The following is a 16,984-nucleotide window of genomic DNA, read 5'->3' as shown; positions in this document are numbered from 1 at the left end:
TACCTATATAGAGTTACGGTTGTGGCGCGCTCCCGACGGCCCTCCGCCCAGACCATCGCCGTGCTGCTGGCGCTTGAGGCCGAGCCCGCCACCTGGCGTTACGGCTACGACCTGGGCAAGCAACTGGGCATCAAGGCGGGCTCGCTCTACCCGATCCTGACCCGCCTGACCGACCGCGGCTTCCTCGACACGACGTGGGACACCGAGGTCCCGATCGGCCGCCCACCACGCCATCTCTACCGCCTCACCCCGTTCGGCCGCCTGCTGGCGGCCGACCTGGCCGCCTCACAGGTCGCGTAGGAGGCCCAGCACCCGCTCCGGGCCGTCGCGTAGCACGTTGTGCGTGGTCGGCCATTCCTCGTAGTGCCAGGCCGGGTCGTGGCGCAGGCGGTCCATTGTTGTCGGCGCCTGCGGGCCGCCCGGCGTGTCCAGGGCTGCGGCGTAGCGCTTGATCGGGACCTGGCGCCAGGCGCCGGTGAGGCGGCTCTTCTCGAGCAGCGTGGCGAACGGGTGCGGGCGGGCGCGCTCGTCGAAGAAGGGCAGCGGGGCCAGGCCCAGCCCGTCGCCGCCGACCGCTTCGAGGAAGTATTGGCGGTTGTCGGCGGTGGTGACGTCCCAGCACGACTCGCCGTCCTCGGTGACGTCCGTGTCGAGGTGGATCAGGGCGCTCACGCGGGCCGGGTCGTGGTCGGCGGCGCCGTTGATGACCTGGCCGGCGTAGCTGTGGCCGACCAGCACCACCTGGCCGCTGCCCGCCGTCAGGTCGGCCACCAGCTCGGTGACCTGCTCGACGTGGCTGGTCAGGTTGACCGGGCGCCGGGTGAGGTCGTCGCCGGGCCACAGGCCGGCCAGCGTCACGCACTCGGCGGTGTGGCCCTGCTTCTCCAGCTCGGCGGCGAGCGGTTCGTACCACCAGCCGCCGTGCCAGGCTCCGGGGACGAGGACGAAAGTGCTCATGGGGTCAGCTCCACCAGTTCCCGCAGGCCCAGCCGTACGTCGATCATCGCCAGTTCGCGGTCGAGGGCCCCGGCCGCCTCGTCCAGGGCCCGCCGCTGCTCACGCCGGGCCAGGGAGCGGACCAGGGTGGCTTCGAGGGGCAGGTCGGTGTCCTGGCCGCGGCGCAGGGCGGCCAGGGCGAGGGTCTGGTCGCGAACCAGGCCGATCGACCGGACGACCTCCCAGTGCAGCCCGCGGTCGATCGCGGCGCGGGCCCGGATGCAGTGATGCCAGCCAAGGCCGATCAGCCTGTCGCGGTCGGCGGGCGGGGCCGCAAGGAGCGGGCCGGCCTGGCCGAAGACCGTACGCCAGCTGTGGTCGCGCGGCGCGAACTCGGCGGCCGGCCGGAACGCCAGGTCGACCTCGTCGCCGCTGGGCAGCAGGAACAGCCGGCGTCCCGGCTCGATGCCGAAGGAGTGCAGGACGCCGAACCGGTCGTGCAGCACGCCCGTCCAGCGGGTCAGGACCGGGGCGGCGGGACCGCGTACGGCGAAAATGAGCACGTCGTCCGACCAGCGTTCCTGCTCGCCGGGGAGGATCCCGGAACGGATCGTGGCCGCGCCGGTGACGTCGGGGTCGTCCTGGGCCAGCGCGAGCAGGTCGGAACGGATCGGCACTAGACGAGCACGGCGGCCGGCTGGGCCAGCCACGACAGGATCTCGGGGAGGATCTCCATCGCGCCGAAGTGGGCCGTGCCCGACTGCACGGTCAGCTCGGCGTTGGGGATGCGTTCGGCCAGCCAGCGGGCATGGGCGGGCGGCACGCAGTTGTCCTCGGCGCCGTGCCACACCCGTACGGGCTGGGTGATGCTCTTGAGCCGGAAACCCCAGTCGCGGCGGTTGGCGAGCACGTCGTCGATCCACCCGTACGGCCCGCCGCGCATGGCCTCGGCGTACGTCTCGACGAGCAGTTGCTGCATCATCAGGTCACGCACGACCTGGCGGTCGGGGCCGGCGATCTCCTGCCGGAGCGAGTCGAGCAGGCTGACCGGGCTGCGCCGGGTGCGGTCGGCCTGTAAGCGCAGGCTCTCGACCAGGCGTGACTCGTCCTGGGCGGGGGTGCCGAACTCCTGCACGTTGGACGGCATCATGCCGCCGAACCAGTCGATCTCGGCGTCGTGCGGGGCCAGGCTGACCAGCACCGCGGCCCGGGTGACCCGCTCGGGCAGCAGCGCGGCCGCGGCCAGCGCGTGCGGGCCGCCGCCGGAGCGCCCGACGACGGTGAACTTGTCGAGGCCGAGGTCGTCGGCGATGGCAGCGATGTCGCCCGCGCAGTCGGCCACCGAGCGGCCGCGGTGCCGGTCGGAGCCGCCGTACCCGGGGCGGTCGTAGCTGATCAGCCGGATGCCCAGCCGGTAGAGCACGCCGGCGCGCGGCCGGGGCCCGACCCGGCTGCCGGGGGTGCCGTGGAGCAGGAACACGGGAACGCCGTCGCGGGCGCCCGACACCTCGTAGCGCAGGCGGCGGCCGCCGCTCGTGTACACGTCGCTGTACGACACGGTCACTCCTCGAGGCCACCGTCAATCGAGTGGTCACGTTACTGACGCCGGGGCGTCGAGACCAGTATCAGCGAGCGGCACCAGCCGGGTGTTGCGAATGGTGCCTCTTACGGCTGGAACCGGTAACCCATTCCGGGCTCGGTGATCAGGTGCGCGGGCCGGGCCGGATCGTCTTCGAGCTTACGCCGCAGCCGGGCCATGTATTGCCGCAGATAGTTCGTCTCGGTGTCGTACCGGGGACCCCAGACCTCGTGCAGCAGGCTGCGCTGGGTGATCAGCTTGCCGGGGTTGCGCAGCAGCCGCTCCAGCAGCTGCCACTCGGTCGGGGTGAGCCGCTGCTCCGGCGTGATCGTGTGGCCGGCCAGGTCGATCGTGTACTGCCCGATGCGTACCGGGCCGGCCGGGGCGTCGCCGGGCTGCACGCGCCGGGTGACCGCGCGGATGCGGGCCATCAGCTCGTCCACCCCGAACGGCTTGGTCACGTAGTCGTCGGCGCCGGCGTCGAGCGCGTCCACCTTGTCCGTGCCCTCGGCCCGCCCGGACAGCACGATGATCGGCACGGCGCTCCAGCCGCGCAGCCCGCGGATCACCTCGGCACCGTCCATGTCGGGCAGCCCGAGGTCGAGCACGACCAGGTCGGGGGTGTGGGCGGCGGCCGCCTTGAGCGCGCTCGCGCCGTCGGCCGCCACCTCCACGTCGTACTCGCGGGCGCGCAGGTTGATCCGCAGGGCCCGGAGGATCTGCGGGTCGTCGTCGACGACGAGGATGCGGGTCACGACGTGCCCCTCGGCAGGCGCAGGACCATGGTGAGGCCTCCTCCGGGTGTGTCCTCGGGCGTCAGGGTGCCGGCCATCGCCTCGGTCAGGCCGCGGGACAGGGCCAGCCCGAGCCCGACGCCGGTGTGGTTGTCATGGTCGCCGAGCCGCTGGAAGGGCTGGAAGACCCGGTCGCGGTCGGCGGGCGGGATGCCCGGGCCGTGGTCGACGACGCGCAGCTCGACGTGGTCACCGGCCGCGCCGGCGGTGATCTCGGCGGGGCCGTAGCGCACGGCGTTGCCGACGATGTTGACCAGCACCCGCTGCAGCAGCCCGGGATCGGCCCGTACGGCTTCACCCGACAGCCGTACGGGGATCTCGCACCCGAGCTCGTCGAGCGCGGGTGACACGACGTCCTCGAGGTCGATGTCGACGGGGTGCACGGCCAGAGCGCCGGCTCGCAGGCGGCTCAGGTCGAGCAGGTTGGCGAGCAGGGCGGCGAGGCGGTCCAGGGAGACATCGGCCGTTTCCAGGAGCTCGCGGCGGTCGTCCTCGTCGAAGTGGACGTCTTCGCTGCGCAGGCTGCCGACCGCGGCCTTGGCGGCGGCCAGGGGAGTGCGCAGGTCGTGGCTGACGGCGGCGAGCAGGGCACTGCGGACGCGGTCGCCCTCGGCCGCGGTGGTCAGGCGTTGCTGGCGCAGGGCGATGGCGGCCTGGGCCCCGAAGGCGGCGGCTATGCGTCGCTCGTTGACGTCGAGGTCGCGGCCCCGCAGTTCCAGGGTCAGGCCGCCACCGATGTCAAGCGACGTGCCGGCCGCCTGTGGATAGGGCGCCGCCTGTGGAAGACCCGCGGTGCCGCTTGACAGGGAGGTATTTTTTGCCTCACCCGGGCGGGAGGGGGAGGCGGTGGCCGTACCGCCTGCAAGATCGGATGTTTCACGTGAATCCGACTTGTCCGAAATGAGGGTGCCGGCCTCGAGCAAAGAGACCGACTCCAGGCCGAACAGATCGCGTAGCTCCGAGAGCAGCCCGGCCAGCGGGTCGGGGCCGGCCAGCACGCCCCCGGCCACGGCGGCCAGCACGTGCGCCTCGGCGGCGGCCGCGTCGGCCCGGCGCAGGCGGCGGGCGGCCAGGTCGACGATCCACGACACCGACAGGGCGACCAGCACGAAGACGGCCAGTGCGAGCGCGCCTTGCCCGGTGTTGACGTCCAGACTGCGTACGGGGTCGGTGAAGAAGTAATTGAGCAGCAGGAACCCGCCCACCGCGGCCAGCAGGGCGGGGAACAGGCCGCCGAGCAGCGCCACCCCGACCACCGCGGCCAGGAACAGCAGCACCCCGTCGGCCAGCTCCAGCCCGGCCGCATGGGCCCCCACGGTCAACGCCGGCAGCAGCATCACCGTCAGCAGGAAGCCGGCGGCGACCCGCCCCCGGGTCATCCGGAGTGCGGGCCGACCGCGGTGACGACGATGGCCGCCGCCCCGGTCTCGTCCGACGCGGCCAGGTCGACCGTGGCCTCGATGCCCCAGTCGTGGTCGCCCTCCGGGTCCTCGAAGACCTGCCGCACGATCCACGCGGTCGGGCCGGTCTCGATGTGCAGGAACGCGGGGCCGCGGGCGGCGGGGCCGGTGCCCAGCGAGGTGTATTCGTCGAAGTAGTCGAGGATGGCGTCCTCCCACCGGTCGGCGGTCCAGCCCGACTCGGCGTCCAGCTCGCCCAGCAGGTCCCAGCGGCGCAGCGCGGCCAGCTCGACCCGGCGGAACATGGCGTTGCGCACCAGCACCCGGAACGCCCGGGTGTTGCGCGTGACGGCGGGCGGCTTGTCGTCCAGGCGTACCTCTTCGACCTGCTCACCGGGGTTGCGCAGCCGCTCCCACTCGTCGAGCAGGCTCGAGTCGACCTGCCGGACGAGTTCGCCCAGCCATTCGATGAGGTCGGTCAGTTCCTCCGTACGGGCGTCCTCGGGCACGGTCTGCCGCAGTGCCCGGAACGCGTCGGCCAGGTAGCGCAGCACCAGGCCTTCCGAGCGTGACAGGCCGTAGAACGACACGTACTCGGTGAAGGACATCGCCCGCTCGTACATGTCCCGGACGACGCTCTTGGGCTTGAGCTCGTAGTCGGCGACCCACGGGTGGCCCTGCCGGTACGTCTCGTACGCGGCCTCGAGCAGCTCGAGCAGCGGCCGCGGGTGGGTCACGTCCTCGAGCAGCGTCATCCGCTCCTCGTACTCGATGCCCTCGGCCTTCATCGCGTTCACGGCCTCGCCACGCGCCTTCTGCCGCTGCGCCGAGAGCACCTGCCGCGGGTCCTCCAGCGTCGACTCGATCACCGACACCACGTCGAGCGGATAGTCCGGCGCCTCCCGGTCGAGCAGCTCCAGGCTGGCCAGCGCGAACGGCGACAAGGCCTGGTTGAGCGCGAAATCGAGCTGCAAGTCCTCGGTCAGGCGATAAGTTCCTTCCGCCGTACGCTCGATGACCCCGCCCGCCATCAGGGCGCGCGCGATGCCGATGGCCCGCCGGATGTGCCGGCGCTGGGCCGTGGGCTCCTCGTGGTTGTCGGTGAGCAGGTGCCGCATCGCCACGAACGGGTCGCCGCCGCGCGAGATGACGTTGAGCAGCATCGCGTGCGACACCTGGAACGAGCTGGTCAGCGGTTCGGGGTCGGCCGCCACGAGCCGGTCGAAGGTGGGCTGCCCCCAGCCGATCGACCCCTCCGGCGGCTTCTTGCGCACGACCTTGCGCCGCTTCTTGGGGTCGTCGCCCGCCTTCGCGAGGGCCCGCTCGTTGTCGATCACGTGCTCGGGGGCCTGCACGATCACCGTGCCCAGCGTGTCGAACCCGGCCCGTCCGGCGCGCCCGGCGATCTGGTGGAACTCGCGCGCCTTGAGCAGGCGGGTCTTGACCCCGTCGTACTTGGAAAGGCCCGTGAAAAGCACCGTACGGATCGGCACGTTGATGCCCACGCCCAGCGTGTCGGTGCCACAGATGACCTTGAGCAGGCCGGCCTGGGCCAGCGTCTCGACCAGGCGGCGGTATTTGGGCAGCATGCCCGCGTGGTGCACGCCGATGCCGTGCCGCACGAGCCGCGACAGCGCCTTGCCGAAACCGGCCGTGAACCGGAAGTTGCCGATGGCCGCCGCGATCTTGTCCTTCTCCTCGCGGGTGGCCATGTTGATGCTCATCAGCGACTGCGCCCGCTCGAGGGCGGCCGCCTGCGTGAAGTGCACGATGTAGACCGGCGCCTGCTTGGTCTGCAGCAGCTCCTCGATCGTCTCGTGCAACGGCGTCATCGCGTACGAGAAGATCAGCGGGACGGGTCGCTCGACGCTCGCCACCACGGCAGTTTCCCGGCCCGTACGGCGTGAGAGGTCGTCGACGAAGCGCGTGGTGTCGCCCAGCGTCGCCGACATGAGGATGAACTGGGCCTGCGGCAGCTCGATCAGCGGCACCTGCCAGGCCCAGCCGCGGTCGGGCTCGGCGTAGAAGTGGAACTCGTCCATCACGACCTGGCCGACGTCGGCGTCCGCGCCCTCGCGCAGGGCCAGGTTCGCCAGCACCTCGGCCGTGCAGCAGATGATCGGGGCGTCCGCGTTGACGCTGGCGTCGCCGGTCAGCATGCCGACGTTGTGCGCCCCGAAGACCGCGCACAGGGCGAAGAACTTCTCGCTGACCAGGGCCTTGATCGGCGCGGTGTAGAAGGTCGTGCGGCCGTCGGCCAGCGCCACGAAGTGGGCCCCGGTCGCGACCAGGCTCTTGCCCGAGCCGGTGGGGGTGTTGAGGATGACGTTCGCCCCGGTGGCGATCTCGATCAGCGCCTCTTCCTGATGGGTGTAGAGGGCCAGGCCCTGCTCGGTCGCCCATTTCTGGAAGGCGTCGAACACGGCGTCGGGATCGTTGTTACCGGGGAGGCGGTCAGTGAGAAGCATGAGGCCTTTAGTCTGGTTTTGGGCGGCGGGTGGGGTGGTGGACGTTCGTCAACTATATGGATTACGTACGAGGCCATTGCGCGAGGCTTTGCCGCAGCTCGGCGATTTGCTCCTTGCTGAGTCCGTAGAGCGTGAACCGGGCGTCGTGCAGCCGGTCCAGATAGCGGCCCGCGTCGGCGATGTCCTCCGGATCCAGGGCCGGGTCGGCCCGCCGCGCGAGCTCCAGCAGCTGGGGGAGTGAGTAGCGGTCGAGCGCGGCCGCGACGTCGATGTAGTCGCGCACCTCGCGCCGGTTGACCAGCGCCGCGACCTTGGTGGCGACCAGGTCGTCGAGGTGCATGACCGGCCCGACCTCCATCACCACCGGGGTCTGGTGGCGGTCGAGGCGGCACAGGGTCAGCCGCAGCGCCTTGTGCTTCCCGGCGACGAGAAACTCCTGCAGGTCCTCGTCCATCCCCTCGAAAAGCTCATCACCCTCTTCCCGTACGACCCGGTAGCCGGCCTCGCGCAGCGCGGTGCTCACTTCTCCCGCCGCCGCCGCGACACCCCCGGCCGTGTCGGTGAACAGGTCGACGTCCTCGGTCGGGCGCTCGACGAGCCCGTTGACCAGCCAGGCGAAGCCCCCGCCGAGCACGAACCCGTGCTTGGTCGCCACCGCCAGCGCGATGCGCGCGACGTCCGCGTAGAAGTCGTCGGCCATCAGTACTTCTCGCCGCAGGAGCCGGAGTCGGCGACCTTGGCCAGCAGGCCCTGCAACTGCTCCCGCTCGCTCGGGGACAGCGCGGCGAACAGGTTTTCGTCGGCCTTGTCGAGCACCTGGTCCGCCACGGTGAGAACGCGGGAGCCGGCGGCGGTGATGACGACGATATGCCGGCGGCGGTCGGCGGGGTCGCGTTGCCGGGACACCAGGCCCGCCGCCTCGAGCTCGTTGAGCACGGTGACGAGGGCGCTCGGGTCGACGCCGAGCAGGTCGATCAGGGTCTGCTGGTTGACCGGGCCGCCGGCCAGATGCGTCAGCGTGAACGCCGAGCGCATGGTCAGCCCGGCCCCCGCCAGCGCGTCGCGCACCTCGGCCCCGGCCACCGCCCCCCGCCCGGCGAGGAGCACGCCCAGCTTCGTCATCATCGCCCCACCCTAGCGGATGGTCGAAACCGCAAGACCGTTGTAGTGTTCCAACGATTTTACTTCTCTTACCGTCAGGAGAGACACATGTTTATTGCGTACGTGGTTGTGGCCGTCGTTCTCGCGCTGGCCGTCGCCGGCAGCGCCACCGCCAAGTTCCGCCACGACGAACGCGTCACCGCCGGCCTGAGCGGCGTCGGCGTCCCCGAGTCCTGGTTCAAGCGCCTGGCCCTGCTCAACTACGCCGGCGCTCTCGGCCTGCTGATCGGCATCGCCTGGCGCCCCCTGGGCATCGCCGCCGCGGCCGGGCTCACGCTCTACTTCCTCGGGGCGTTGGGCTTCCACATCCGCGCCAAGGACGCCAAGGGCATGCCGATGCCGGCGGCATTGTTCGTGTTCTCCGCCGTCGCCCTGGCGCTGGCGATCGCGTCAGCCTGACGTGGCCGATACCGGCCGGAGCCGAGCAGCGCGCGTCGCCCTCGCGCTGGCGCTGGCGATCGCGTCAGCCTGACGCGGCCGACGAGGTCCCGAAGCGACCAACACCGGCCGGAGCCGAGCAGCGCGTATCGCCTCAGCTGACGTGGCCGACGAGTTCCCGGAACGACCAACATTGGCCGGAGCCGAGCGGTGCGACTTGCTCGTCTTCAGAAAGCGCCGACCAGCTCGTCCGCGGCCCTGCGGGCGGCGGCCAGCCGGAGCCGGGGGTGCCGGGCCTCCCACCCGAGGCGGACGCCGCGGGGGAGGTTCAACTCCGGCCACACCCGGACGAGGGTCGGACCGTGCAGAAACGAACGCAGTTCCTCGACTCGAATGGCTTCGCGGAGAACGTTCTCGTACATCCATGTGAGCATCGTCGGCTCGGACAGATCGAACGCCCTTTGCGGACCCCACCAAAGGCGCAACGGCAACTCGACAAGGCCGTGCGTGGGTCCGTTCAATTCGCCCAGGGTGCCCGCCACCAGCACCGGCCGATGAGGCCGGGAGAGGTGAACGGCGGCACGAGCAGCGGTGGACATGTGATCAGCGTAAACCGACACACCGCCGAGAACACAAATCCTAGCTTCCTAGGATGCCCTAGAGGCAACGACCAGAACGACAAATTTGACGCCTTCGGCGACTGAGAGAAATGGACACCCGCCCGACTGCGAAACTGGCGTAAGGGCCAGGATCGTGGGTTGCGGTCCGGGCGCGACAACGACCAAGGCGACCGCCGGGATGTTGGGCGTTGCCGCCCACCCACGCCGACGCCGATGGTGCGGATCGGTGCGGCGGCGATGACGCTGCCTTGGCCGAGCGGAACGTCACACCGTAGCGAGGCCCGCTTCCACGACGAGACCGTGCGGGGCATCGACCGCAGCCGGCGGCACCAGGGCGGGCAGAGCGAATGCGTCACGGGCGGATTCGAGTTCAGCCCTCAGATCCGCCGCGTCAAAACGCAACTGCGTCTTCAGCTCGGCCGGGAACGACCCTCTCTCGGCGGTGCGCTTCTGCTCGATCAGGGCGAGCACATACGCGAAGCGGGCAGCACGTGAGCGGCGCGCAGATCGAGGTCGGAGTCGGCGGAGGCGAAACCGTAGAGGTGGGCGCCGCTGACTGTGGCGAAAACCACCGGGTACGGCAGTTCGGCCATGACGTCGGCCGACCAGGACGGGACCGTGATGGTCATTCCAGCCCCCTCTCGCGTACGCGGGAAAGCAGTTGATTGATGGCGTCGCGATCGGGCGACTCGGGCAGCTCGGTGGCCGCCAGAGCCTCGGCCAGGGCCGCCTGCAATTCGGCGGCCCGGGACACGACGGAATCCCACGGCACCGAGCCGTTCCTGATGGCGAGCAACGACGACCGTGCCGGGGTCACGTCGACCAGGACCGAGCCCGTACGCAGGACGTGGGCGCCCGCCATGAGCAGGCGGATCATGTGCATGGCCTGCTTCCAGTTGGTCTCGCCGGTGCGGGCGCGCCGGGCGGCGACCTTGGTGAGCTGGTCGCGCGCGTATTGGCCGTACGTGGCGGCGACCTTCTGCGACAGGAAGGCGTCGCGCACCGACAGCAGTTCGGAGCCGGCCCACGAAACGGTTTCGACGATCGGGGACCAGAGCACCTCGAGCACGGTCGGGTTGGCCTGCAGGGCGAGGGTGCAGAACCGTTCGATCTCCCACGAGAACTGCTCGTCGAGCGGCCCCTCGAAATGGGTCGGCGGCTTGTCGAGGGTCCAGAAGGAGCGGGTCGGGGCGACGAACACGCCGCGGCGGTCGTGGTCGGAGGCGGGCCCGGACAATCCGTAGGCCCGCGATCCGACCACGACCCCGAGAACCAGTTCGATCATGCAGCGAAAATAGCGGCGACCGGCGAGGGAAGCAGCCGGTTTACAGGTCGAGGACGGTGCCGTCGATGTCGCCGATCTCGGCCTCGGAGAGCGCGAGATCGGTGACCGTGGCGACGTTGTTCTCGAGCTGTTGCACGCTGCTGGCGCCGATGATGAGGCTGGTCATCCGCTCGTCGCGCAGTGCCCACGCGAGGGCCATCTGGGCCAGCGACTGGCCGCGCTTGCCGGCGATGTCGTTGAGCGCGTGCAGGCGCCCGAGCGTCTGGTTGTCCAGCGCGTCCTCGTTGAGGAACCGGCTCGTGCGGACCCGGGAATCGTCGGGAATGCCGTTGAGATAACGGTCGGTCAGCAGGCCCTGCTGCAGCGGGCTGAACGCGATGCAGCCGGCCCCGGCTTCTTCGAGGGTGTCGAGCAGATTGTCCTTCTCGATCCAGCGGTTGAGGATCGAGTACGACGGCTGGTGAATAAGCAACGGGGTGCCGAGTTCGCGCAGAATGGCCGCCGCGGCCGCCGTCTGCTGCGAGTTGTAGTTCGACAGGCCGACGTATTGGGCCTTGCCCGCGCGCACGATCGCGTCGAGCGCGCCCATGGTCTCCTCGAGCGGGGTCTCCGGGTCGGGCCGGTGGTGGTAGAAGATGTCGACGTAGTCGAGGCCGAGCCGCTTGAGCGACTGGTCGAGCGAGCTGACCAGGTATTTGCGCGAGCCGAAGTCGCCGTACGGGCCGGGCCACATGTCGTAGCCGGCCTTGGTCGACACGACGAGCTCGTCGCGGTGCGCCTTGAGGTCGGTGGCCAGGATGCGGCCGAAGTTCTCCTCGGCGCTGCCGGGCGGCGGGCCGTAGTTGTTGGCCAGGTCGAAGTGGGTGACGCCGAGGTCGAAGGCGCGGCGGACGATGTCGCGCTGGCGCTGCCAGGGGCGTTCGTGGCCGAAGTTGTGCCACAGCCCGAGCGAGATGACGGGCAGCTTGAGCCCGCTTCGCCCGGTCCGCCGGTAGGGCATGGTGTCGTAGCGGTCGCCCGCGGGGGTGTAGGTCACAACCCCACCCTAGAGATAGCGGCCCCGACCATGATCGCTGGTAGGTTGGGTGCCAGCCATGCGGGAGAGACCGAGGGTTCACCTCGGCGCCGAAGGGGCAAATCCTCCCCGGAACCTCTCAGGCAAAAGGACCGCGTGGGCTCGCGACTCTGAAGCATGTCTTCTCGCAAGACGGTGACAGAGGGGGAGGCCGCTTTGTCGACCTCTCTCTCAGGAGCCGTCTCATGACGTTCGCGAACCGGCACATCGGGCCGGACACCGACGAGCAGACCCACATGCTCAAGGCCATCGGGTACGCGTCGCTGGACGCCCTGATGGACGCCGCGATCCCCGAGGTCATCCGCTGGCACGGGTCGCTCAACCTGCCCGCGGCCGCCTCCGAGGAGGAGACGATCGCCGAGCTGCGCGCCATCGCGTCGCAGAACAGGGTGACGACCTCGATGATCGGGCTCGGCTACTACGGCACGCACACCCCGGCCGTGATCAAGCGGAACGTGCTGGAGAACCCGGCCTGGTACACCGCGTACACCCCGTACCAGCCGGAGATCAGCCAGGGCCGGCTCGAGGCGCTGCTCAACTTCCAGACCATGGTGACCGACCTCACCGGCCTGACCACGGCCAACGCGTCGATGCTGGACGAGGGCACGGCGGTCGCCGAGGCCATGACGCTCGCCAAGCGGGCCTCGAAAAGCAAGTCCATGACGTACGTGGTGGATGCCGACACGCTGCCGCAGACGCTCGCGATCCTGCGCACCCGGGCCGAGCCGCTGGGCATCGACTTGCAGCTCGTCGACCTCGACGCCGCCGAGGCGCTGCCCGGCGAGTATTTCGGCCTGCACCTGCAATATCCGGGCGCCTCCGGAGCCGTACGGGATCATGCGCAGTTGATCGAGGCGGCGCACGCGCAGGGCGCTCTCGTGACCGTGGCCGCCGATCTGCTCGCGTTGACGCTGCTGCGCGCGCCGGGCGAGATCGGGGCGGACATCGCGGCCGGCACCACCCAGCGGTTCGGGGTGCCGCTCGGCTTCGGCGGTCCCCACGCGGGATATCTGGCCGTCCGGGCCGGGCTCGAGCGGTCGCTGCCGGGCCGGCTGGTCGGGGTGTCGAAGGACGCGGACGGCGCTCCGGCGTACCGGCTCGCGCTGCAGACGCGTGAGCAGCACATCCGCCGCGAGAAGGCGACCAGCAACATCTGTACGGCCCAGGTCCTGCTCGCCGTCATGGCCAGCATGTACGCGGTCTATCACGGCCCGGCCGGCCTGCGCGAGATCGCGAAGCGGGTCCACAACCACGCCCTGACCCTCGCCGGCAGCCTGACCGCGGGGGGTGTCGAGGTGGCGCACAACGCGTTCTTCGACACCGTGACTGCCGTCGTCCCCGGACGGGCCACCGAGGTTGTCGCGGCCGCCGCCACCGCCGGCATCGACCTGCGGCTGGTCGACGGCGACCGGGTGTCGGTCGCGACCGACGAGACGACGACCGATGCGCACGTCGCCGCCGTTCTGCAAGCTTTCGGCGTACGGGGAACCGCTGTTGCCGATTGCGGGGCGAAGCCCCTGGCGCGCACGAGCGAATACCTGACCCACCCGGTGTTCAGCTCGCACCACTCCGAGACGAGCATGCTGCGCTACCTGCGCAAGCTCTCCGACCGTGACTACGCGCTGGACCGCGGCATGATCCCGCTCGGCTCGTGCACGATGAAGCTCAACGCGACCACCGAGATGGAGCCGGTCACCTGGCCCGAGTTCGCCAACATCCACCCGTACGCCCCGGCGGCCAACACGGCCGGCTACGAGCGGCTGGTGGCGACGCTGGAGGAGTGGCTGGCCGAGATCACCGGGTACGACGCCGTCAGCGTGCAGCCGAACGCGGGCTCGCAGGGTGAGCTGGCCGGGCTGCTCGCCATCCGGGGCTACCACCGCTCGCGCGGCGAGGCCCACCGGGACGTGTGCCTGATCCCGTCGAGCGCGCACGGCACGAACGCGGCCAGCGCCGTGATGGCCGGCATGCGCGTGGTCGTGGTGGCCTGCGACGACCTGGGCAACGTCGACATGACCGACCTGCACGCCAAGATCGATCGTTTTAAGGACCAGCTTGCCGCGATCATGGTGACCTACCCGTCGACCCACGGCGTGTACGAGACCTCGATCGCCGACCTGTGCGCGGCCGTGCACGAGGCGGGCGGGCAGGTCTACGTCGACGGGGCCAACCTGAACGCGCTGGTCGGGTTCGCCCGGCCCGGCAAGTTCGGCGCCGACGTGTCGCACCTCAACCTGCACAAGACGTTCTGCATCCCGCACGGCGGGGGCGGCCCCGGCGTCGGCCCGGTCGCCGTGCGCGCGCACCTCACCGAGTTCCTGCCCGGCGACCCGCTGGAGCCCGGCGAGCACCACGCGGTGTCGGCGGCGGCGCACGGCTCGGCCGGCATCCTGCCCATCTCGTGGGCGTACCTGCGGATGATGGGCCCGGACGGGCTGGCCGCGGCGACCGGCACGGCGGTGCTGACGGCCAACTACGTGGCGGCGCGGCTGCGCGAGCACTACCCGGTGCTCTACGCGGGCAACAACGGCCTGGTCGCGCACGAGTGCATCCTCGACCTTCGGCCGCTCACCAAGGCCACCGGCGTCTCGGTCGACGACGTGGCCAAGCGGCTCATCGACTACGGCTTCCACGCCCCGACGATGTCGTTCCCGGTGGCCGGCACGCTGATGGTGGAGCCGACCGAGAGCGAGGACCTGGCCGAGCTCGACCGGTTCGTCGCCGCGATGATCGCCATCAAGGGCGAGATCGACCAGGTGGCGGCGGGGGTGTGGCCCGCGAAGGACAACCCGCTGGCGAATGCACCGCACACCGCCTCGGCGGTCACGGCCGACGAGTGGGAGCACCCGTACCCGCGGTCGGTGGCCGGGTTCCCCGAGGGCGTCGACCGTACGGCGAAGTACTGGCCGCCGGTGCGCCGCATCGACGGGGCGTACGGGGATCGGAACCTGGTCTGCTCGTGCCCCTCGCCGGAGGCGTTCGAGGACTGACGCGGGCGCCGCGCCGGCTATCGTTCGGCTACTCTGAGTAGCCGAATCGCTCTGGCCGGCCGGCGTTCACAACGGCCTCTCAGGGGCCGTTCAGCTCACGCCGCGAGGGCGTGACGGGCGGGGCCCCGGTGCGGCTCGATCACGGCGCCGTCGGGCAGGATCTCGCCGGTGTCCTCGAAGACGATGACGCCGTTGCAGAGCAGGCTCCAACCTTGCTCTCGGCACGTCGAAACGGTGCGCGCGGCCTCACGGTCGATGGCCTCTGCGCTGGGACAGGGGGTCTGGTGCTGGCACATTGTGTGTTGCTCCGGTCGGGGGGTTGTGTGATGACTCACAACGACGGTGACGGACGTTACCTCAAATCGAACGAGGACGGCTCGAGCGGGTGACGGTGTCTCCATTGACAGAATCCTCGCTTCCGATGGTCCACGGAAGCCGGTCGATCGGCCACTATCCGACACCCCCTTCCGTCTTGCCTCCGGGCCGTCCGGCGTCCTGCCAGGGCCGTCACCGTGCGTCAACTTCGTTCCAGTGGTTCAGAAGTGACGGCGGTGACCCCGCAGAGCTTGTCGCCGACTACCTCGCGGACAACGGACTGCGCGTGCGAAACATTGGCCGAACGGATGAGCAGGTCTGCCCGACCGGCGCTGGCTCGATCTGCGGGGCGGCACTGTATGTGTCGGCCGATGCCGGATCCGTAATGTCCGGAGCGGCGCCCGGCGCCGCGACACCGGTGCCGGGCATTCCGGATGTGTACGCCGTCGTCTACGTACACGGTCCTTCGGGTGATCTCGCGCCGGGCGAGTTCGAGCTGGGGGAGTGGACCCCGTCCTGGACCCCGGCCGAGCACGCCGCCGCCGTGTCGTCGGCCCGCGAGGCCATCGGGCGCGGCGACGTTTATCAGGTCAACGTCGTCGGCCACACCAGCGCCCCGTACGCGGGTTCGCCGCTCGCCGCCCTGCACCGGGTGGCCGCGCTGCCCGGCGCGCGTTACGGCGGCGTTCTCACCGGCCCTGGCTGGGCGCTGGCCACCGCGTCGCCCGAGACGCTCGTCGAGGTGCGCGGCGGCCGGGTGATCACGCGGCCGATCAAGGGCACCCGCCCCGCCACCGCCGAGGGTCACCGCGAGCTGCTGGCCTCGGCCAAGGAACGCGCCGAGCACGTGATGATCGTCGACCTGTCCCGCAACGACCTGGCCCGGCTGCCCGGCGTGGGGCCGGTGACGGTCGACGAGCTTTTCGCCGTACGCCGGTGGTCCGGCCTCTGGCAGGCCGAGTCGGTCGTCTCGGCCCCCGTCACCGGCCGCCTCGACCTGACCGACGTGCTGCGGGCCCTGGTGCCCGGCGGCTCGGTCACCGGCGCCCCCAAGCTCGCCGCTCTGGCCGAGATCGCCCGCCTCGAGCCGGTCGGCCGCGGGGTGAGCATGGCCGCGGTCGGCTGGATCGGCCCCGCCTACCTCGACCTGGGCCTGACCATCCGCACGGTCGCGGCCGACGGCGAGCGCCTCCACGCCTGGGCCGGCGGCGGCATCGTCTGGGACAGCGACCCGACGGCCGAGGTCGCCGAGGCCGCGGCCAAACTGGCGCCGATCAAGGCCGCCCTTTTGTCGTACCCCGGTGGCAAGGTCTCGGCATGACGAAGACGCAGTATTACACGGCCACCACGATCGACGGCTACATCGCCGACGAGCACAACTCGCTCGACTGGCTGTTCGAGGCCGACGACGGGCGCGACAGCCCCTTCGCGTCCTTCTTCGAGCAGGTCGGCGCGTTCGCGATGGGCGCGACGACGTACGAGTGGGTCTTCGACCACGAGAAGCTCGGCGAGCAGCCAGAGAAATGGACCTCGTACTACGGCGACGTGCCGAGCTGGGTCTTCACCCACCGCTCGCTGCCGCCCCTGCAAGGCTCGACGGTGCATTTCGTGCAGGGCGACGTCCGCCCGGTGCACGAGGCGATGCGCGCCGCCGCGGGCGACCGCAACATCTGGATCACCGGCGGCGGCGAGCTGGCCGCCTCGTTCGCCGACGCCGGCCTGCTCGACGAGCTCATCCTGGGCGTCGCCCCGGTCACCCTGGGCGCCGGCGCCCCGCTTTTGCCCCGCCGCCTCACATCGGCCCGCCTGACCCTCACCGACGTCGAACGCGTCGGCCCGTTCGCCTACCTGACCTACGCCGTAGCACCCCCGACCTGATCCCCGCCCACTGTTCCACGTCGGCCTGCCCTGCGCTCCGGGCCCGGCGTTGGCCCGCTCTGTGCCGCGGGCCCGCTGCGGCCGGCTGCCGTTCCCTGCCCACTC

The 16,984-nt window shown here is 70.7% G+C and carries 18 protein-coding genes, 1 pseudogene and 1 riboswitch; of the genes and pseudogenes, 5 read left to right on the top strand and 14 right to left on the bottom strand.

Annotation, left to right across the window (positions count from 1 at the left end; genetic code table 11):
- The first annotated feature begins 21 nt into the window (after window positions 1-21).
- Window positions 22-300 (top strand): PadR family transcriptional regulator, encoded by a 279-nt coding sequence (locus JKJ07_RS26650; RefSeq protein WP_307834419.1) that lies wholly within the window; start codon window positions 22-24, stop codon window positions 298-300.
- Here JKJ07_RS26650 and JKJ07_RS26645 read toward each other — a convergent pair.
- From JKJ07_RS26645 to JKJ07_RS26610, 8 genes are all read right to left on the bottom strand, one after another.
- Window positions 286-957 carry an alpha/beta hydrolase gene (locus JKJ07_RS26645; protein WP_202994497.1) on the bottom strand — a complete coding sequence of 224 codons (672 nt, stop codon included), beginning with the start codon at window positions 955-957 and terminating at the stop codon, window positions 286-288. The genes JKJ07_RS26650 and JKJ07_RS26645 overlap by 15 nt on opposite strands.
- Window positions 954-1,613: a hypothetical protein gene (locus JKJ07_RS26640; RefSeq protein WP_202994496.1), complete on the bottom strand. Its 660-nt coding sequence runs from the start codon at window positions 1,611-1,613 to the stop codon at window positions 954-956. Before JKJ07_RS26640 ends, JKJ07_RS26645 begins: the two co-directional genes overlap by 4 nt.
- Window positions 1,613-2,494, bottom strand: coding sequence for an alpha/beta fold hydrolase (locus JKJ07_RS26635; protein ID WP_307834418.1), 882 nt, complete (start codon window positions 2,492-2,494; stop codon window positions 1,613-1,615). Before JKJ07_RS26635 ends, JKJ07_RS26640 begins: the two co-directional genes overlap by 1 nt.
- A gap of 107 nt (window positions 2,495-2,601) precedes the next feature.
- A complete protein-coding gene (locus JKJ07_RS26630) occupies window positions 2,602-3,270 on the bottom strand; it encodes a response regulator (protein WP_202994494.1) in 669 nt (222 codons plus the stop codon).
- Entirely contained in the window at window positions 3,267-4,688 is a 1,422-nt protein-coding gene (locus JKJ07_RS26625; protein WP_236029878.1) for a sensor histidine kinase, read from the bottom strand. The genes JKJ07_RS26630 and JKJ07_RS26625 overlap by 4 nt, the downstream gene beginning before the upstream one ends.
- Window positions 4,685-7,177 (bottom strand): DEAD/DEAH box helicase, encoded by a 2,493-nt coding sequence (locus tag JKJ07_RS26620; RefSeq protein ID WP_202994493.1) that lies wholly within the window; start codon window positions 7,175-7,177, stop codon window positions 4,685-4,687. The genes JKJ07_RS26625 and JKJ07_RS26620 overlap by 4 nt, the downstream gene beginning before the upstream one ends.
- A gap of 61 nt (window positions 7,178-7,238) precedes the next feature.
- Window positions 7,239-7,877, bottom strand: a complete 639-nt coding sequence (locus JKJ07_RS26615; protein WP_202994492.1) for a nucleotidyl transferase AbiEii/AbiGii toxin family protein — start codon at window positions 7,875-7,877, stop codon at window positions 7,239-7,241.
- Window positions 7,877-8,302, bottom strand: coding sequence for a MarR family winged helix-turn-helix transcriptional regulator (locus JKJ07_RS26610; RefSeq protein ID WP_202994491.1), 426 nt, complete (start codon window positions 8,300-8,302; stop codon window positions 7,877-7,879). The genes JKJ07_RS26615 and JKJ07_RS26610 overlap by 1 nt, the downstream gene beginning before the upstream one ends.
- Window positions 8,303-8,386: 84 nt before the next feature.
- On the opposite strand from JKJ07_RS26610, the gene JKJ07_RS26605 reads away from it, so the two are divergent.
- Window positions 8,387-8,737 (top strand): DoxX family protein, encoded by a 351-nt coding sequence (locus tag JKJ07_RS26605; RefSeq protein WP_202994490.1) that lies wholly within the window; start codon window positions 8,387-8,389, stop codon window positions 8,735-8,737.
- 206 nt (window positions 8,738-8,943) lie between these two features.
- On the opposite strand, the gene JKJ07_RS26600 is transcribed toward JKJ07_RS26605, so the two are convergent.
- The 5 genes and pseudogenes from JKJ07_RS26600 to mgrA form a co-directional block, all read right to left on the bottom strand.
- Window positions 8,944-9,315 (bottom strand): hypothetical protein, encoded by a 372-nt coding sequence (locus JKJ07_RS26600; protein ID WP_202994489.1) that lies wholly within the window; start codon window positions 9,313-9,315, stop codon window positions 8,944-8,946.
- Window positions 9,316-9,600: 285 nt separating this feature from the next.
- A complete protein-coding gene (locus tag JKJ07_RS50150; protein WP_236029877.1) occupies window positions 9,601-9,807 on the bottom strand; it encodes a hypothetical protein in 207 nt (68 codons plus the stop codon).
- A pseudogene (locus JKJ07_RS50145) lies at window positions 9,807-9,965 on the bottom strand (DNA polymerase beta superfamily protein); the annotation flags it as partial. The pseudogene JKJ07_RS50145 and the gene JKJ07_RS50150, both read right to left, overlap by 1 nt.
- Complete coding sequence (locus tag JKJ07_RS26590) at window positions 9,962-10,621, bottom strand: nucleotidyltransferase domain-containing protein (RefSeq protein ID WP_202994488.1); 660 nt, start codon at window positions 10,619-10,621, stop codon at window positions 9,962-9,964. The pseudogene JKJ07_RS50145 and the gene JKJ07_RS26590, both read right to left, overlap by 4 nt.
- A 40-nt stretch (window positions 10,622-10,661) precedes the next feature.
- Window positions 10,662-11,657: an L-glyceraldehyde 3-phosphate reductase gene (mgrA, locus tag JKJ07_RS26585; RefSeq protein ID WP_202994487.1), complete on the bottom strand. Its 996-nt coding sequence runs from the start codon at window positions 11,655-11,657 to the stop codon at window positions 10,662-10,664.
- A 51-nt stretch (window positions 11,658-11,708) separates the two neighbouring features.
- Window positions 11,709-11,801, top strand: a riboswitch (glycine riboswitch).
- Between the two features lie 80 nt (window positions 11,802-11,881).
- On the opposite strand from mgrA, the gene gcvP reads away from it, so the two are divergent.
- Entirely contained in the window at window positions 11,882-14,686 is a 2,805-nt protein-coding gene (gene gcvP / locus JKJ07_RS26580) for an aminomethyl-transferring glycine dehydrogenase (protein WP_202994486.1), read from the top strand.
- Window positions 14,687-14,781: 95 nt separating this feature from the next.
- On the opposite strand, the gene JKJ07_RS26575 is transcribed toward gcvP, so the two are convergent.
- The gene (locus JKJ07_RS26575) at window positions 14,782-14,982 is read right to left on the bottom strand and encodes a DUF5999 family protein (RefSeq protein ID WP_202994485.1); all 201 of its coding nucleotides are present in this window, start codon (window positions 14,980-14,982) and stop codon (window positions 14,782-14,784) included.
- 125 nt (window positions 14,983-15,107) lie between these two features.
- Here JKJ07_RS26575 and JKJ07_RS26570 point away from each other — a divergent pair, with 125 nt between their 5' ends.
- Window positions 15,108-16,322: a chorismate-binding protein gene (locus JKJ07_RS26570; protein WP_202994484.1), complete on the top strand. Its 1,215-nt coding sequence runs from the start codon at window positions 15,108-15,110 to the stop codon at window positions 16,320-16,322.
- Window positions 16,319-16,879: a dihydrofolate reductase family protein gene (locus JKJ07_RS26565; RefSeq protein ID WP_202994483.1), complete on the top strand. Its 561-nt coding sequence runs from the start codon at window positions 16,319-16,321 to the stop codon at window positions 16,877-16,879. The genes JKJ07_RS26570 and JKJ07_RS26565 overlap by 4 nt, the downstream gene beginning before the upstream one ends.
- Window positions 16,880-16,984: the final 105 nt, after the last annotated feature.

Source organism: Paractinoplanes lichenicola, assembly GCF_016785085.1.
Taxonomy (GTDB): domain Bacteria; phylum Actinomycetota; class Actinomycetes; order Mycobacteriales; family Micromonosporaceae; genus Actinoplanes; species Actinoplanes lichenicola.
The sequence above is the reverse complement of the archived record's forward strand: the minus strand, read 5'-3'. Positions and strand labels throughout refer to the sequence as shown.

What these genes read in the sequence shown, in the direction of transcription:
- JKJ07_RS26645 (WP_202994497.1), bottom strand. Translation starts at nt 957, where the DNA reads ATGAGCACTTTCGTCCTCGTCCCCGGAGCCTGGCACGGCGGCTGGTGG.
- JKJ07_RS26625 (WP_236029878.1), bottom strand. Translation starts at nt 4,688, where the DNA reads ATGACCCGGGGGCGGGTCGCCGCCGGCTTCCTGCTGACGGTGATGCTG.
- JKJ07_RS26620 (WP_202994493.1), bottom strand. Translation starts at nt 7,177, where the DNA reads ATGCTTCTCACTGACCGCCTCCCCGGTAACAACGATCCCGACGCCGTG.
- JKJ07_RS26615 (WP_202994492.1), bottom strand. Translation starts at nt 7,877, where the DNA reads ATGGCCGACGACTTCTACGCGGACGTCGCGCGCATCGCGCTGGCGGTG.
- JKJ07_RS26610 (WP_202994491.1), bottom strand. Translation starts at nt 8,302, where the DNA reads ATGATGACGAAGCTGGGCGTGCTCCTCGCCGGGCGGGGGGCGGTGGCC.
- JKJ07_RS26605 (WP_202994490.1), top strand. Translation starts at nt 8,387, where the DNA reads ATGTTTATTGCGTACGTGGTTGTGGCCGTCGTTCTCGCGCTGGCCGTC.
- JKJ07_RS26600 (WP_202994489.1), bottom strand. Translation starts at nt 9,315, where the DNA reads ATGTCCACCGCTGCTCGTGCCGCCGTTCACCTCTCCCGGCCTCATCGG.
- JKJ07_RS26590 (WP_202994488.1), bottom strand. Translation starts at nt 10,621, where the DNA reads ATGATCGAACTGGTTCTCGGGGTCGTGGTCGGATCGCGGGCCTACGGA.
- gcvP (WP_202994486.1), top strand. Translation starts at nt 11,882, where the DNA reads ATGACGTTCGCGAACCGGCACATCGGGCCGGACACCGACGAGCAGACC.
- JKJ07_RS26575 (WP_202994485.1), bottom strand. Translation starts at nt 14,982, where the DNA reads ATGTGCCAGCACCAGACCCCCTGTCCCAGCGCAGAGGCCATCGACCGT.
- JKJ07_RS26570 (WP_202994484.1), top strand. Translation starts at nt 15,108, where the DNA reads ATGGTCCACGGAAGCCGGTCGATCGGCCACTATCCGACACCCCCTTCC.
- JKJ07_RS26565 (WP_202994483.1), top strand. Translation starts at nt 16,319, where the DNA reads ATGACGAAGACGCAGTATTACACGGCCACCACGATCGACGGCTACATC.